Source organism: uncultured Litoreibacter sp. (assembly GCF_947487515.1).
Classification (GTDB): Bacteria; Pseudomonadota; Alphaproteobacteria; order Rhodobacterales; family Rhodobacteraceae; genus Litoreibacter.
The window spans coordinates 456,955-473,447 of sequence record NZ_CANKWO010000003.1 but is presented as its reverse complement, the minus strand read 5'-3'; the positions used below and the strand labels follow the sequence as shown (position 1 = coordinate 473,447).

16 protein-coding genes are annotated in these 16,493 nt (G+C 57.4%); 15 read left to right on the top strand and 1 reads right to left on the bottom strand.

Features of this window, described 5'->3' with window-relative positions:
• The first annotated feature begins 162 nt into the window (after positions 1 to 162).
• From Q0746_RS12265 to murJ, 3 genes are all read left to right on the top strand, one after another.
• The gene (locus Q0746_RS12265; RefSeq protein WP_298260655.1) at positions 163 to 1,284 is read left to right on the top strand and encodes an ABC transporter substrate-binding protein; all 1,122 of its coding nucleotides are present in this window, start codon (positions 163 to 165) and stop codon (positions 1,282 to 1,284) included.
• Between the two features lie 64 nt (positions 1,285 to 1,348).
• A complete protein-coding gene (locus Q0746_RS12260) occupies positions 1,349 to 4,063 on the top strand; it encodes a [protein-PII] uridylyltransferase (protein WP_363322762.1) in 2,715 nt (904 codons plus the stop codon).
• Positions 4,060 to 5,625: a murein biosynthesis integral membrane protein MurJ gene (gene murJ, locus Q0746_RS12255; RefSeq protein ID WP_298260653.1), complete on the top strand. Its 1,566-nt coding sequence runs from the start codon at positions 4,060 to 4,062 to the stop codon at positions 5,623 to 5,625. Before Q0746_RS12260 ends, murJ begins: the two co-directional genes overlap by 4 nt.
• Here murJ and Q0746_RS12250 read toward each other — a convergent pair.
• The gene (locus Q0746_RS12250) at positions 5,622 to 6,329 is read right to left on the bottom strand and encodes a rhomboid family intramembrane serine protease (protein WP_298260652.1); all 708 of its coding nucleotides are present in this window, start codon (positions 6,327 to 6,329) and stop codon (positions 5,622 to 5,624) included. The genes murJ and Q0746_RS12250 overlap by 4 nt on opposite strands.
• 78 nt (positions 6,330 to 6,407) lie before the next feature.
• Here Q0746_RS12250 and trpS point away from each other — a divergent pair, with 78 nt between their 5' ends.
• The 12 genes from trpS to Q0746_RS12190 all read left to right on the top strand — a co-directional run bounded on the left by trpS (position 6,408) and on the right by Q0746_RS12190 (position 16,458).
• Complete coding sequence (trpS, locus tag Q0746_RS12245; RefSeq protein ID WP_298260650.1) at positions 6,408 to 7,427, top strand: tryptophan--tRNA ligase; 1,020 nt, start codon at positions 6,408 to 6,410, stop codon at positions 7,425 to 7,427.
• A 217-nt stretch (positions 7,428 to 7,644) separates the two neighbouring features.
• Entirely contained in the window at positions 7,645 to 8,133 is a 489-nt protein-coding gene (locus Q0746_RS12240) for a VOC family protein (RefSeq protein WP_298260648.1), read from the top strand.
• Between the two features lie 44 nt (positions 8,134 to 8,177).
• Positions 8,178 to 9,038 (top strand): branched-chain amino acid aminotransferase, encoded by an 861-nt coding sequence (locus Q0746_RS12235; protein WP_298260647.1) that lies wholly within the window; start codon positions 8,178 to 8,180, stop codon positions 9,036 to 9,038.
• 87 nt (positions 9,039 to 9,125) lie between these two features.
• Complete coding sequence (locus Q0746_RS12230; protein WP_298260645.1) at positions 9,126 to 9,581, top strand: universal stress protein; 456 nt, start codon at positions 9,126 to 9,128, stop codon at positions 9,579 to 9,581.
• A 92-nt stretch (positions 9,582 to 9,673) separates the two neighbouring features.
• Positions 9,674 to 10,237 carry a NifU family protein gene (locus Q0746_RS12225; protein WP_298260643.1) on the top strand — a complete coding sequence of 188 codons (564 nt, stop codon included), beginning with the start codon at positions 9,674 to 9,676 and terminating at the stop codon, positions 10,235 to 10,237.
• 10 nt (positions 10,238 to 10,247) lie between these two features.
• Entirely contained in the window at positions 10,248 to 10,907 is a 660-nt protein-coding gene (gene tsaB / locus Q0746_RS12220; RefSeq protein ID WP_298260642.1) for a tRNA (adenosine(37)-N6)-threonylcarbamoyltransferase complex dimerization subunit type 1 TsaB, read from the top strand.
• Entirely contained in the window at positions 10,904 to 11,335 is a 432-nt protein-coding gene (locus tag Q0746_RS12215) for a GNAT family N-acetyltransferase (RefSeq protein WP_298260640.1), read from the top strand. The genes tsaB and Q0746_RS12215 overlap by 4 nt, the downstream gene beginning before the upstream one ends.
• Positions 11,336 to 11,498: 163 nt before the next feature.
• Entirely contained in the window at positions 11,499 to 12,494 is a 996-nt protein-coding gene (locus Q0746_RS12210; protein WP_298260638.1) for a BMP family ABC transporter substrate-binding protein, read from the top strand.
• A gap of 16 nt (positions 12,495 to 12,510) precedes the next feature.
• A complete protein-coding gene (locus tag Q0746_RS12205) occupies positions 12,511 to 12,864 on the top strand; it encodes a nuclear transport factor 2 family protein (protein ID WP_298260636.1) in 354 nt (117 codons plus the stop codon).
• Positions 12,861 to 14,393 (top strand): ABC transporter ATP-binding protein, encoded by a 1,533-nt coding sequence (locus tag Q0746_RS12200; protein WP_298260634.1) that lies wholly within the window; start codon positions 12,861 to 12,863, stop codon positions 14,391 to 14,393. Before Q0746_RS12205 ends, Q0746_RS12200 begins: the two co-directional genes overlap by 4 nt.
• Position 14,394: 1 nt before the next feature.
• Positions 14,395 to 15,489 carry an ABC transporter permease gene (locus Q0746_RS12195; RefSeq protein WP_298260631.1) on the top strand — a complete coding sequence of 365 codons (1,095 nt, stop codon included), beginning with the start codon at positions 14,395 to 14,397 and terminating at the stop codon, positions 15,487 to 15,489.
• Positions 15,490 to 15,492: 3 nt separating this feature from the next.
• A complete protein-coding gene (locus Q0746_RS12190; protein ID WP_298260629.1) occupies positions 15,493 to 16,458 on the top strand; it encodes an ABC transporter permease in 966 nt (321 codons plus the stop codon).
• Positions 16,459 to 16,493: the final 35 nt, after the last annotated feature.

Genomic DNA, 16,493 nt, shown 5'->3' with positions numbered 1-16,493 from the left:
TTGCGATACCCTTCGTCTTCACGTTTACTTGACCCTCCATACCTCGTATTCAGGCAGCTACAAGTGTGGCTGTGCCGGCGGCCATTTGGTGGGGACTATTGGAGTAATAACATGTTCAACCTTTTGGGAAGTGCTCGCAAGGGCGCGAGGATCGTTTTAGCAATGGCCGCTGCGGCCGTCGTGTCGGCCTGTGACATAGACCTAAGCCAAGTGAGTGGCGGCGGTGCAAAATCAAATGGCGGCGCTGTCGAGGTCGCACTGCTTGTACCTTACGGCTCTGCCACACCGGGCGATGACGGCCTTGCCCGCGCGCTGGAAAACGCCGCCCGTATGGCTGCAGCAGATTTGGGTGGCGAAAAAGTAAATATCACCGTCTACAAAACTGCAGGACAGGCCGGAACGGCCGCAACCGCCGCGACCAACGCTGTCGCCGCTGGGGCCGACATCATTTTGGGGCCATTGCGCTCTGACGCGGCGAATGCCGCAGCCGTGGCGGTGTCGGGAGCGGACATCAACATCATTTCGTTCTCCAACAACACCTCCATTGCGGGGGGTAATCTTTTTGTCCTTGGAAACACCTACGACAGCATTGCATCCCGCCTGATGGGCTATGCCAGCGCTCAGGGGCGCAACCGTGTTGTCGTGGTTTACCCGAATACGCCCGTTGGTCAGATCGGGCGTTCCGCAATTGTGAAGGCCACCTCTGGCACCAATGTTCAAATCGTCGGCGACGGCTCGTTTGAGTTTAGCCAAGAGGGTATTGTTGCTGCGGTCCCCAAGATTGCACAAACTGTAAAAGAGTCCGGTGCTACGGCGCTGATGATGACCTCCGACAGCACGGGCGCGCTGCCGCTTCTGGCCCAGATGTTGCCGGAACAGGGCGTCAGCCCTTCCGTCACCAAATACATTGGCCTGACCCGTTGGGATGTCCCTGCGCAAACGCTGTCTCTTGCAGGTCTTCAAGGCGGTTGGTTCGCATTGCCGGACCCCGCGCCTGTGGCGAAGTTCAAGCAGCGGTATTCTGCGACGCATGGAGCGTCCGCGCACCCTCTGGCCGGCTTGGCATATGACGGGGTAGCGGCAATCGGAGCCCTTGCGTCCAAGAAGCTGGCCATGACAAAGGGCAACTTGACGCAATCCTCTGGCTTCAAAGGGGTAAACGGGGTATTCCGGTTCAAAGCCGATGGCACAAATCAACGTGCTATGGCGATCGCTCAAGTGACGAACAATCAGGTCCAGATTATTGATCCCGCACCAAAATCCTTCGGCTTCGGCGGCTTCTAAGCCCAAAAGCTTCGATATAGAACTTTCAGCGCCGGGCGAACTTATTTGCCCAGCGCATCAAATCTTGGACGTGGACGCACTCCATGCGCAGCTTGACGCGGCCATGTCGGCCTGTTCCGACGCCAAATCCATGCGCGCAGCCACGGTCGCGACCCTGTCGGAAGCTCAAGTCACGGCGCGCGGCATCATATCCGCGTTCTTTGAAGACAACCCGCTCGCGGCGCGACGGGTCACTCGCTCCTACAGCTATCTGACAGATTGTTTGGTGCGCGCCACATTCTATGTCGCGCAAAAGTACCTTCATCCGATCTCTAATCCCACAGAATCGGAGCGTTTGGCGGTCATGGCCGTCGGCGGGTACGGCCGCGGGGAGATGGCGCCCTACTCCGACGTGGATCTGCTGTTTCTGACGCCCTATAAAGTCACCCCATGGGCCGAAAGCATCATTGAATCGATGCTGTATATCCTGTGGGATTTGAAGCTAAAAGTCGGCCATTCCTCTCGCACCGTGAAGGATTGCCTGCGTTTGGGCCGCGAGGATTTCACCATCCGCACCGCACTTTTGGAGCACCGGATGGTGGATGGTCACGCCCCTTTGGCCGAAGATCTTGACGCCCAGCTTTGGGGCAAGCTGTTTCACAACACTGCCGCCGAGTTTGTCGAAGCCAAACTGGAAGAACGCGCGGAGCGGTTGAAGAAGAACGGCGGCCAGCGCTACATCGTGGAGCCGAATGTCAAAGAAGGCAAAGGCGGGTTGCGTGACCTGCAATCGCTCTACTGGATCGCCAAATACGTCAGCGGCGTCAAAACAGTGGACGAGTTGGTCGAGCTGGATGTTTTCACGCAAGACGAGTTGCAGAACTTCCGCCAAGCTGACCGGTTCCTCTGGGCGACCCGCTCGCATATGCACCTGATCGCGAAACGCGCGACGGAGCAATTGACCTTCGACCTGCAAGTCGATGTGGCCGAACGGATGGGCTATCGGGACACGGCCGGACGGCGCGCGGTCGAGCACTTCATGCAAGACTATTTTCGGCACGCAACCCGTGTCGGTGAGCTGACCCGCATCTTGCTGACGGATCTTGAGGAACGGCATGTCAAACAAGAGCCAGCGATCATCGGCTTCTTGCGCAATGCCCGCCGCAAACGCCTCAAGAAGGGATATGTGCGCCGCAAAAACAGGTTGGATGTGGCGGATACCCAAGCGTTTCTAAGCGACCCGCTGAATTTGCTGCGCATCTTCGAAGAGGCCTTGCGCACCGGCTATTTCATCCACCCCGACGCCATGCGGCTGATTGCGGCCAATATTGACATGGTCCGAGAGTTGGAAGGCAATAAGGTGGCCGCGCGCATCTTTCTTGATACGCTTTTGAAACACGGCAATCCCGAACGCGCCTTGCGCCGGATGAATGAATTGGGCGTGCTTGGGGCGATCATCCCAGACTTTCAAACCATCGTGGCGATGATGCAGTTCAACATGTACCATTCCTACACTGTGGACGAACACACGATCCAAACGATTTCCCACCTCGCGCAGATCGAACGCGAGGAGCTGATCGAAGAGCTTCCCGTCGCCTCCAGCATTCTCAACGAAGGGCTGAACCGCAAGGTTCTTTACGTAGCACTGTTGTTGCATGACATCGGCAAAGGTCGCGCCGAGGATCACGCCATATTGGGGGCGAAAATGGCCCGCTACATCGCGCCTCGTTTGGGGCTAAACAGGGAGGAGTGCGACACCGTCGAATGGCTGGTGCGCTACCACCTGTTGATGTCTGACATGGCCCAAAAACGCGACATTGCCGACCCGCGCACCGTGCGAGATTTTGCCAAGGCGGTGAAGTCGGTCAAGCGCTTGAACCTGCTTTGCGTGCTGACAGTATGCGACATTCGTGGCGTCGGGCCCGATGTTTGGAACAACTGGAAGGCCTCTTTGATCCGTGCGCTCTATCGCCAGACGCGGCGCGGGTTGGAAGACGGCATGGAAGATTTGAACCGCAACGAGCGCGGATCGGAAGCAAAGAAAAACCTGCGGGCGGCCTTGCCAGAGTGGGACAAAAAGGCCCTCAACCGAGAGGTGGCGCGTCACTACCCGCCCTATTGGCAAGGGCTTCATGTCACAGCACATTCGGATTTCGCCAACCTGCTGCGGGACATTCCGACGGATGAAATCCGCATTGAGCTGACCCCCGATGAAGACCGTGACGCCACACGTGCGTGTTTTGCCATGGCGGATCATCCAGGTATCTTTTCGCGGATGTGCGGGGCATTGGCCTTGGTTGGGGCGAATGTCGTGGATGCACGCACTTACACCAGCAAAGACGGCTTCGCGACAGCAGCCTTTTGGATCCAAGACGGTGACGGGCACCCCTATGACATTGGCCGCCTGCCCCGCTTGAAAACCATGATCTACAAAACGCTTATGGGTAAGGTGTTGGCCCGCGAGGCCTTGGCCCCGCGCGACAAGATCAAAAAGCGCGAACGCTCTTTCGTGGTCCCCACATCGGTTACCTTCGACAATGAGGGCTCCGAGATTTACACGATCATTGAAGTCGACACCCGCGATCGGCCCGGCTTGTTATATGATCTGGCGCGCACTTTGTCGGAGACCAATATCCAGATTTCATCAGCCGTGATTGCAACCTATGGCGCGCAGGTGGTCGACACCTTCTATGTGAAGGATACATTCGGGTTAAAGTTCCACGCCACTTCAAAGCAGGCCCTGATTGAACGCAAATTGCGCGAGGCCATCACCCGTGGCTCGGAGCGCGCGCGCGCATGAGCCAGCCGAGCAAACTGATGCGCGGCTTTGCCACCGTGGGTATGTGGACGCTGCTGTCACGCATCTTGGGGTTTGTGCGTGACGTTTTGATTGCGGGGTTCTTGGGCGCGGGGCCGGTGGCAGAGGCCTTCTTGATCGCCTTTTCGCTGCCCAATATGTTTCGCCGGTTTTTTGCCGAAGGCGCGTTCAACATGGCCTTCGTGCCGATGTTTTCAAAGAAGGTGGAATCCGGCGACGACCCGCTGACCTTCGCCCGTGATGCCTTCACGGGTTTGGGCACCTTGCTGATTGTTTTCACCCTTATCGCCCAAATATTTATGCCCGCCTTGGTGTTGCTCATGGCCTCCGGTTTCGCGGCCGATGACCGGTTGGAGCTGGCCACCCTCTTCGGGCGCATAGCATTTCCATATATCTTGTTCATCTCACTGGCCGCATTGCTGTCTGGGGTTCTGAACTCCACCGGTCGCTTCGTTGCCGCGGCTGCCGCGCCCGTGTTGCTAAATGTCATTTTCATTGCTGCCCTTGGGCTCAGCGCCGTGGGGTGCAAATGCACCCCGCAAGAATTGCAGGTCCTCACCGGTACATTCCTTGCGTGGGCTGTCCCTGTGGCAGGTATCGCGCAATTGGCGCTGGTTTGGTGGGCCGCGTCACGTGCTGGCTACCGCCTTATTCCGCGCATGCCACGCATGACGCCAGAGTTGAAGCGCCTCGCCATCATTGCAGCCCCCGCGGCCTTGGCCGGAGGGGTGGTGCAGGTAAACCTATTGGTTGGGCGCAATGTGGCCAGCTGGACCGAAGGTGCCATCGCTTGGGTCAACTATGCGGACCGGCTGTATCAATTGCCCTTGGGCGTGGTCGCCATTGCCATCGGCGTTGTGCTGTTGCCAGAGTTGTCGCGCCGCCTACAAGCGGATGATGCGGCCGGTGGGCAAGATGCGATCAGCCGTGCGGGAGAAGTGGCGCTGGCCCTAACCGTGCCATGCGCGGTGGCCTTGATGGTCATTCCGTCACCGCTGATATCTGTTCTGTTTGAGCGCGGTCGCTTCACCGCAGAAGACACCGCCGCGACCGCCTTGGCCGTCGCGATCTACGGGCTGGGGCTGCCTGCGTTCGTGCTGCAAAAAATCTTCCAGCCATTGTATTTTGCTCGCGAGGACACCAAACGCCCGTTCTACTTCGCCCTCGCGGCGATGGTCATCAACGTCGTTGTGGCTGTGGGCCTTTGGGCGTGGCTTGACTACTTGGCGGCGGCTTTAGCCACGTCGCTGGCGGGATGGGGCATGGCGTGGCTGTTATGGCGCTATTCGCGTGGCTTCGGCCAAGCTGCGCGGTTCGATGATCGTTTTCGCGCGCGCGCACCACGCATCATTGCGGCGTCTTTCGCGATGGGCGGTTTCCTTTATGGCGGGCATATGCTGCTTGCGCCGATGTTTGATGCGGGCGCTTGGCGCTATCTAGCGCTGGCTATATTGCTGATCGCTGGCGGGGGATTCTACGCAGTCGCAGGACGATTGTTTGGCGCCTTCACTCCGGCAGAGCTGAAAAGCTCCCTAAAGCGTTAACGCTGGCGCATCTTCGCCAGCACCCGCCCCCAGCCACCGGGGCTGACAAGAAACGACATCAAAAACCCCGCCCCAAAGCCTGACAACTCGGCGACCCAGTCCAACCCGAAACCATGCTGTCCAAGCAACTGAGCGGTCAGACCAAACACCAATCGCAACCCCATCAGGACGCCGATCAACGTAAAGGCCCGCATCGAGTTCGCACCCACGGCCGCAAGCTTCACCCAAAGCAAAAATGTGAATGCCCCAATCAACCCATAGGCCCCAGGATAGGCCCCAAACAAGGGCGCTTGGTCATTGGTCAGCACCGCATACATCAGCGCCCCAAAAACAGATGAAACCACAAAGACACTGATAAAGGAAAGCGCGGAAAACACCTCGCCCACCGCCTTCCCCATAGCCAGCACAATCACCACTGCGAAGGCCGCATGGGTGAAATTTCCGTGCACGAAGGGATAGGTCACAAAGCGTTGCATATACTCAAGGGGATAGTAGCTTTGCGCAAACATCTGATCCCAAATGTAGCCCGAAAATCCGTAATCCTCCACGGCAGACAACCGCCAGCCGATGCCCTGCGCGCCCCCCACAAGCCCGCTGGCGCCAGCTTGGAAAATAACCTCAACCCCAGCCAGAAGGATGGCCAAGGCGACAACCACTGGCGGCAAGGCGTTAAATGGGGATTCATCAGCGTTTTCGTTATACATGGAACCTGCTCTGGTTGACCTCTTGTTGGCCCATGGGTAAGCGACAAGGACCGATAAATCCAGACGGAGATACTGACCATGGCAAACACGGCCTTCCAACCGCGCGTGTTCTCAGGCATCCAGCCTTCCGGCGGCCTGACCCTTGGCAACTACCTCGGGGCGCTCAAACGCTTTACCACGATGCAAAACGAGGGAAATTTCGAGACGATCTACTGCATGGTGGATCTGCACGCCATCACCGTCTGGCAAGACCCCGAAACGCTAAAGCGCAACACCCGTGAGCTATGCGCGGGCTTCATTGCCTCCGGCGTTGATCCTGAAAAATCGATCCTGTTCAACCAATCTCAGGTGCCCGAACACGCGCAGCTGGCGTGGGTTTTCAACACTGTGGCCCGCATGGGTTGGTTGAACCGCATGACGCAGTTCAAAGACAAGGCTGGCAAAAACCGCGAGAACGCATCCGTGGGCCTCTTCGCCTACCCTTCGCTTATGGCCGCTGACATCTTGATCTACCACGCCACGCATGTGCCCGTGGGCGACGACCAAAAGCAGCACCTGGAATTGACCCGCGACATCGCGGCCAAGTTCAACCATGACTACGGCGTGGACTTCTTCCCGATCACCGAGCCAGTGATTGAGGGGGCGGCGACGCGGGTGATGTCGTTGCGCGACGGGTCCAAGAAAATGTCGAAATCCGACGCCTCGGACATGAGCCGGATCAACATGACGGATGACGCGGACACGATTGCCGCCAAACTGCGCAAAGCCCGCACCGACCCAGACGCCCTGCCCTCCGAGGTCGCAGGTTTGGCAGAGCGCCCAGAGGCCCGCAATCTGATCAACATCTATGCGGCCTTCTCTGACATGACACCGGAGCAGGTTCTGGCAGATGTTGGCGGCAAGCAGTTCTCGGAGTTCAAGCCGATGCTGGCGGAATTGGCGGTCTCCAAACTGTCCCCGATTTCATCCGAGATGTCGCGCTTGATGCAGGACCAAGGCGAGATCGACAAAATTCTAAGCCGTGGCGCTGAACGCGCGCGCGAAATCACCGAGCCGATCCTCGCAAAAACCTACGATATCGTCGGGATGGTGCGGTAAGGCCCTGTCACAAAATCGATTCAGATTCGCGGCACTGTAAGAGCACCAGCCGCAATGCCCCTCGCCCTGTCCCGGCATAGGGGGCGGTTATCTAACTTGCCTCCGGTCCCGCTCCCCCGAGACCGGAGGCATTTGTTCTTTGGCGCACAGACACCATGCGCCCACAGGCCTACCCAACCAGAAAATCTTGGCTAACTTCGATGCAAAGGAGTTCGCTATGACACATATAACCCCAACACTTGGCCATGTTCACCTACAGGTCTCTGACCTTGAGAAATCTATCGCGTTTTACCGTGATGTGGTTGGCCTTGAAGTTCAGCAATCCAGCAACAGCGCAGCATTTATGTCCTTTGGTGGGTATCACCATCATCTTGGGTTGAATACTTGGCGCTCCAAAGGGACGTCCCGCCTGACCAACAAGGAACCTGGTTTGTATCACTCTGCGTTCCTCTATCCTGATCGCGCAGCCTTGGGCCAAGCCGTCATTCGCGCGTTTGAGCACTGCTGCAAATTGCAAGGAGCCGCGGATCACGGAGCTAGCGAAGCGGTCTATTTCAACGACCCAGATGGCAATGGCGTCGAGCTTTACCGAGATCGCCCGCCAAGTGACTGGCCGCGCGCCAAGGACGGCAGCCTTGCGATGACCAATGAACCGCTGGATATTCCGGCTTTGATGGCGGCGGGGCGAAAAGGTCTGGACGCCTGACCTAATTGCTCCTAGCGTGAGTCAACTTTAGGAAGGGCAAACCCGTGGCAACTGGCATCAACATCCGCACATACTTCAATGGCAGTTGGCACGCGAGCGACCTCGCCGTTATGCGCGCGGCAGATCATGCCATGTGGCTTGGAACCTCGGTGTTTGACGGGGCCCGCTACTTTGAAGGTGTGGCGCCCGACTTGTTGGCCCATTGCGAAAGGGTGAACCGCTCCGCCGCTGCGCTGATGATCACCCCGACACATACCGCCGAGCAGATGGTCGACATCGTGCGCGAAGGCCTGTCCGCCTACCCGAAGACCGCCGCGGTCTACATTCGGCCAATGTATTGGGCCATTGCCGGTGACGATCTGGGGATCGTCCCGAAGCCGGATGAAACCGGCTTTGCGATCTGCTTGGAAGAAATTCCCATGGCTCCGCAGGGGGCGTCCACAACTTTGACGACAACCCAGTTTTGCAGGCCCACGCTTGACTCAAGTGTTGTAAATGCCAAGGCCGGATGTCTCTACCCGAACAACGCCCGCATGTTGTCGGAAGCGCGTGCCAAAGGCTTCGGCAACGCCTTGGTCGCAGATGCATTGGGCAATGTAGCCGAAACCGCGACGGCCAATGTTTTCATGGTTCGTGACGGCGAAATACTGACGCCAATCCCAAATGGGTGCTTTTTGTCTGGCATCACGCGCGCGCGACATATGACCAACCTCGCCCATGATGGGGTATCGGTGCGTGAGGCGGTTTTGACGTTCCAAGATTTCCGCGAGGCCGACGAGGTCTTCTTGTCCGGCAATATGATGAAAGTCACACCGGTGAAGGAATTCGATGGCACCTCCTACCAGTCTGGCCCCGTGACCAAACGGGTGCGCGAGATGTATTGGGACTGGGCGCTGTCAGAATAATCCGCGAAGAATATACAGGCAGGGCAAACCATGTATTGCACGGCGCGTGCGCATCAAGCATGATCCGCACTCGGGAGGGCTTTGGCCATGCGTAAGTTTCTTGTTGTACTCGATGATAGTCGTGAATGCCTCAACGCCATGCGGTTTGCGGCGATGCGTGCTGCGCGCACGGGTGGCGGCGTTGAAATTCTGGCGGTCATTCCGCCCGAGGATTTCAACCACTGGGTTGGCGTGGGCGAGATTATGCGCCAAGAGGCGCGGGAGCGCATCGTCGCCCATTTCGAGGTGTTCGCAAAGTGGATGCGCGACAAGCAGGGGGTCGACCCCGAGTTGGTGATCCGTGAAGGCGAACCCGTGCCCGAAATTCTGGCTCAGGTGAAAGACGACCCCGAAGTGGGCGTTTTGGTTCTTGGTGCAGGCACTGGCAAGCAAGGCCCTGGCCCACTCGTTACAGAGCTGACGCGCCAGTCTGGTACCCTGCCGATGCCTGTCACAATCGTACCAGGGGAAATGACGAAAGAGCGGCTGGAAGCTGTGAGCTAGGGTCACGCCCAGCCACCTTAGAATAATTCCAAACTATTGACTTCGCGCCTGCGCAGTCTCATATCTACAGTCTACATCAAAGAGGCCCCGCCATGTTTATCCAGACAGAATCCACTCCCAACCCCGCTACGCTAAAGTTCCTACCCGGACAGACAGTGCTGGAAATGGGAACTGCGGATTTCCCGTCGGCGGACACAGCCGGAACCTCTCCCCTCGCGAGCCGCGTTTTCGCTGTGGAAGGCGTCACAGGCGTGTTCCTTGGAAATGACTTTGTCACCGTGACCAAGGCCGACACTGTGGAATGGGATCACGTCAAACCCGCCATTCTGGGGGCCGTGATGGAGCATTTTCAATCCGGCCAACCTGCCCTTGCCGGTGACACCGCCGAAAGCGGTGGCCACGCAGAACACAGCGGCGAAGACGGCGCAATTGTCGAGCAAATCAAAGAGCTCCTAGATACCCGCGTGCGCCCAGCAGTGGCGCAAGATGGGGGCGACATCACCTTCCACGGCTTTGAGCGGGGCATCGTGTACCTGCATATGCAAGGGGCCTGCGCGGGCTGCCCGTCCTCCACAGTGACACTGAAGATGGGGATCGAAAATCTGCTGCGCCACTACATCCCCGAAGTGGTTGAGGTTCGCCCCGTCGCGGCCTAAGTCTGACGCTATGGCTGATCAACTTACATTGGCATTTGACACATCGGCTGCGCATTGCGCGGCCGCTTTGTTGTTGGGCGACACGATTGTCGCGACCCGTGTCGAGGACATGGCCAAAGGCCAAGCAGAGCGCCTGATGCCCCTCCTCGAGGAGGTCTTGACCGAGGCGGGCAAAAATTGGTCTGATCTGGACCGCATCGGAGTGGGCATTGGTCCGGGCAACTTTACCGGCATCCGCGTCTCGGTCAGCGCCGCGCGGGGCTTGGCCGTGTCATTGGGTGTACCGGCCATTGGGGTCAGCGCCTTGGAGGCGATGGCGGATGCGCCCTCAATAACTGGGAAAACTTTGGCAGTGATCGATGCGCGTCAGAACAAAGCTTATTCTCAGCTGTTTGACATAGGGGGGATCGCGTTGGCGCCTCCGACCTTGTCGCTTTTGCAAGATGTGTCTCAAAGCCCCGATGGGGGTCTTACGGTCGTCGGGCACGACAGCGCAAACCTTGCTCTGCGCCTCGGCTGTCATCACGTAGAAACCACCGCCCGCGCGGCGATAGAGGCCACCGCCCGCATTGCCAGCACCCGTATGTTGGACGGCAGCCGCCCTGCCCCGCTTTATCTGCGCCCCGCGGATGCCGCCCCCCCTCGCGACCCTGCCCCCGTCATCCTATGACACCGGATGAACTGGCCGCTTTGCATGCGCAATGCTTCACGACCCCGCGTCCTTGGACGGCAGAGGAGTTCTCCAGCTTTGCAGACAGCACGTTCCTGTTAACCCAAGAAAACGCCTTTCTCATGGGGCGTGTCCTCGCCGACGAAGCCGAACTTCTAACCCTTGCTGTGGCACCGGCCCAACGTCGAAATGGGGTGGCGCGCGCATTGGTGGAGACATTCAAAGCGCGGGCCGCAGACGCGGGCGCGGCAAACGCCTTTCTCGAAGTGGCCGCAGATAACACACCGGCCACCGCACTTTATTTCGCCACTGGCTTCGAAGAGGTTGGCCGCCGTCGCGGCTACTACAAGCAAGCAGAAGCTCCGGCATTGGACGCCTTGGTTCTTAGATGTTCACTTATCGGGCGTCACCCAGACGTTGGAGGCTGAAATTGCATGCAGCAGACCAAAATTAAGCAAGAATCGGTTGACCCCCGACCGTTGCTTAGGCGTTAATGCCCGATGATCTTCGGGCAGAGACCTGCCTGATCACCACATATAAAATCGCCGATACTGCTTCGGTTGAAACAAAGAAAACTACTGGGAGACCACCATGACAGTCATGAACAAATTCCTTGGCGCAGCTGCGACTATGGCGCTGAGCGCTGGTGTCGCGTCCGCTGATCCAGCGATCATTTTCGATCTCGGCGGCAAGTTCGACAAATCCTTCAACGAAGCAGCATTTAACGGCGCTACACGCTGGGCCGAAGAATCCGGTGCGAAATTCGCGGAAGTTGAACTGCAATCCGACGCACAGCGCGAGCAAGCCCTGCGCCGCTTTGCTGAAAAAGGCTTCAATCCCATTGTGATGGCTGGCTTTGCCTTTGGGAATGCTTTGGGCGAAGTTGCAGGTGATTATCCTGATACCTCCTTCGTTATCATCGACATGGTCGTTGACGCGCCAAACGTGCGCTCCGTGGTCTTTAACGAGCACGAAGGGTCTTACCTTGTTGGCTACATGGCGGCAAAAGCGTCCAAAACCAACACTGTAGGCTTCATCGGCGGCATGGACATCCCACTGATCCGCAAGTTTGCATGTGGCTATGCCCAAGGCGCCAAAGCGGCGAACGCAGATGCGACAGTAATCTCCAACATGACTGGCACAACAGGTGCGGCTTGGAACGATCCGGTTAAAGGCGGCGAGCTGACTCGCGCGCAAATCAGCCAAGGCGCTGACGTTGTCTATGCAGCAGCTGGCGGCACAGGTTTGGGTGTTCTGCAAACTGCCGCTGACGAAGGCATCTTGTCCATCGGCGTCGACAGCAACCAAAACCACCTGCACCCGGGCAAAGTCCTGACATCCATGATGAAGCGCGTCGACAACGCTGTTTACAACGCCATGAAAGACGGCCCCGGCCTGACAACTGGCTTCAACGTCATGGGCTTGGCCAATGAAGGCGTGGGTTACTCCATGGACGACAACAACGCGTCCTTGGTTTCTGACGAACTGAAAACAGAAGTGGACGCGGTTGCGGCCCAGATCATTGCTGGCGACGTTGCGGTGCATGACTACATGTCCGACGAAACCTGCCCAGCCCTGACGTTCTAAGTTAGGAGTCCCAAGCATGACAGACTGCATCAACACATTCTTCTCAGCTTGGGGCGATCCATCAGACGAGAGCCGCGCGGCAAAGACCGACGCGGCTCTTGCCACTACATTTTACTACGCAGACCCAAATGCGCCGGAACCGATCACCACGCGTGACGCCTATCTGGCCTATGTGAAAATATTCGGTGACATGATGCCGGACGGCTCGGCCAAGGTGGTGCATGTCTCTCAACACAACGGCCACGCCCGCGCGACTGTTGCGTTTTGCAAAGACGGCGTCGCGATGCAGCATGGCCAGTACTTCGCGGATATCAAAGACGGAAAAATCACCCGTCTCATTGGGTTTGCCGGCATGGGAGAACCCGAGTGAGCACCGCTCCGGCAATCGAACTTAAAGGCATCTCGAAGTCCTTCGGCCCCGTTCAAGCAAACAAAGACATCTCAATCAGCGTCATGCCCGGCACGATCCACGGCATTATTGGCGAAAACGGCGCGGGGAAGTCCACGCTGATGTCGATCCTGTACGGGTTCTACAAAGCTGACAAAGGCGAAGTCTATATATCCGGCAAGAAAACCATGATCCCCGATAGCCAAGCGGCCATTGCTGCGGGCATTGGTATGGTGTTTCAGCATTTCAAACTGGTGGAAAATTTCACGGTTCTGGAAAACGTGATTCTTGGTGCTGAAGACGGTGCGATGCTGGCCCCCTCCTTACGCAAGGCGCGCAAAGAGCTGACGGCATTGGCAGCCGAATATGAACTGAACGTAGACCCAGATGCCTTGATCGAGGATATCGGCGTGGGCATGCAGCAACGCGTCGAGATTTTGAAGGCTTTATACCGGCGGGCGGATATTCTCATTCTGGATGAACCTACTGGCGTTCTGACCCCTGCCGAGGCGGACCAATTGTTCCGCATCCTTCACCGCCTGAAGGAAGAAGGCAAAACAATCATTTTAATCACTCACAAGCTGCGTGAGATCATGGAGGCCACCGACACGGTGTCTGTGATGCGACGTGGCGAGATGACCGCGACAGTGAAAACATCCGAGACCTCACCAGAGCATCTGGCCGAGCTGATGGTCGGACGTAAGGTGCTGCTGCGCGTAGATAAAGAACCTGCGACGCCGGGCGAAAAGGTGCTGGAAGTTGAAAACTTGCGCGTCGTTGATGCGGCAGGCGTCGAGCGCGTAAAAGGTATCTCACTAGAGGTGCGTGCAGGTGAAATCCTCGGCATCGCGGGGGTTGCTGGAAACGGGCAATCCGAACTGCTGGAAGTTTTGGGCGGTATTGAGAACGGCACCGGCACCATTCGGGTGAATGGCCAAGAGTTAGACTTGACAGGCAAGTTTTCGGATGCCCGATCGCGCCGTAAACGCGGCATTGCCCATGTCCCCGAGGACCGCCAGCGCGAAGGCCTGATCATGGATTTCAAGGCGTGGGAGAACACCGCCTTCGGATATGATGACGATGACGCCTATCAGGCGGGTTTGCTGATGGACAACGCGGCCATTCGTGAAGACGCCCAAGGCAAAATCGAACGCTTTGACGTGCGCCCAGCCAATGCTGAACTGGAGGCCAAGAGCTTTTCGGGGGGAAACCAGCAAAAGATCGTGTTGGCCCGCGAGATCGAACGAGACCCTGACCTTTTGCTGATCGGGCAACCGACCCGCGGGGTAGATATCGGCGCGATCGAATTCATCCACCAACAGATCGTGGCCCTACGTGACAAAGGTAAGGCGATCTTGCTGGTTTCGGTGGAACTCGAGGAAATCTTGTCTTTGGCGGATCGCGTTGCGGTGATCTTTGACGGGCAATTGATGGGGGAACGTCTGCCGTCCGAGACCGATGAGAAAGAACTTGGCCTGATGATGGCCGGCATGACCGGGGAGACCACCTGAGATGGAACAACTGCCAAAATGGGTCGACCTCGTCATTGTGCCGCTGGTCGGGCTGATCCTCGCCTTTTTCCTTTCCATGTTGATGGTTTTGGTCACCGGCCATGACCCGATGGAAGCGTTGAGCCTGATGATATCGGGTGCGCTCGGGTCTACTTATGGCTGGGGATATACCCTGTATTACGCCACCAACTTTATCTTTACCGGATTGGCCGTTGCGGTGGCCTTTCATGCGTCTTTGTTCAACATTGGCGGCGAGGGTCAGGCGGCTCTTGGTGGTTTGGGCGTCGCGTTGATTTGCCTGTTCATCCCTTGGCCACATTGGAGCATCGCCCTGTTGGCGGCCATTGCCTTCGCGGGCTTGTTTGGCGCGATGTGGGCTTTGATCCCCGCCTATCTGCAAGCCAAACGCGGCAGCCACATTGTGATTACCACAATCATGTTCAACTTCATCGCAGCGTCTTTGTTGAACTATGTTATCGTCAATAAGCTGCGTCCCAGCGGATCCATGGACCCTGCGACCGGTAAGTTCCCCGAAGTGACTCATCTGCCGTCTTTGGGAGACATCCTTAACGCCGTGGGCATTCCCTTCTCGAAAGGCACGCCTGCGAATGTGACCTTGATCGTGGCGCTTTTGGCCTGTGTTTTTGTCTACTATCTGATCTGGCGCACCCGCTTGGGCTATCAGCTTCGTGCATTCGGCAAGTCACAACCTGCAGCGGTCTATGCCGGCATCAGCCCTATTAAAATCACCATCGTCACCATGATGATCTCTGGTGCTTTGGCTGGTCTTATGGCGATAAACAACGTTATGGGCGAGGCAGAGCGCCTGATCCTTGGATCGGTAGAAGGCGCGGGCTTCATCGGTATCGCGGTGGCTTTGATGGGGCGATCTCATCCAGTTGGTATCTTGTTTTCTGCGTTGCTGTTTGGCGCGCTTTACCAAGGTGGCGCGGAGTTGGGTCTTTGGACTTCGATCCCGCGCGAATTGGTGATCGTCATCCAAGCTTTGGTGATCCTGTTCACTGGTGCTTTGGACAATATGGTGCGCCTGATGGTGGCCAAAGTTTTGCTGCGGCCCAAGAAAGCGGAGGCGTAAGTCATGGATTATCTCACAATCATCCAGATTTTCGACAGCGCCTTGCGTCTTGCTACCCCTTTGTTGTTTGCCTGCCTTGCCGGTCTGTTCTCAGAGCGCGCTGGCATTTTTGACATCGGGCTTGAAGGCAAAATGCTGATTGCGGCGTTTTTCTCGGCCGCGACGGCCTATTCAACAGGATCTGTCTGGATGGGGCTGCTGGCGGGCGTCGGGGCCTCTTTGGCCCTATCTGCCATCCATGGATTGGCCTCAATCACCTTCCGCGGCAATCAGCTGATTTCCGGCGTGGCGATCAACTTTCTGGCCTCCGGCCTTACGGTGCTGATCGGGTTGAGCTGGTTCAATCTAGGGGGGCAAACCCCCTCGTTGAATGGCGCGGCACGTTTCCAAAGTATCGAATTGCCCTTTGCCGAAACCCTGTCGGCGGTTCCAATTTTCGGGCCTTTATATTCTGAGGTCTTGTCCGGCCACACTTTCCTTGTCTACGTCGCGCTGCTGTGTGTGCCTTTGACATGGTATGTACTCTATCGCACACGGTTCGGATTGCGTTTGCGCGCGGTCGGGGAAAATCCTGCGGCGGTGGACACAGCCGGCATTTCCGTGGTCGCGTTGCGCTATGCCGCGGTCGCGATTTGCGGCGTGCTTTGCGGTTTGGCTGGGGCTTATCTGGCCACTGGGCTTGGGGCGAGTTTCGTCAAAGAAATGACCGCTGGGCGCGGGTTTATCGCACTGGCGGCGCTGATTTTTGCAAAGTGGCGGCCATGGTATGCACTATATGCAACTTTGCTGTTCGGGCTTTTGGAGGCGATATCCAACCGCTACCCAAGCCTTGATTTGGGCGTTGTCACCTTGCCGTCGCAATTCATGCAAGCGCTGCCCTATATTTTGACAGTGGTGATCCTTGCCGGTTTTGTTGGCAAAGCTGTTCCGCCTCGCGCGGGAGGAGAGCCCTACGTCAAAGAGCGGTAAATTCCATGGAGAGTCCCAATATCTCGAATTCAAGC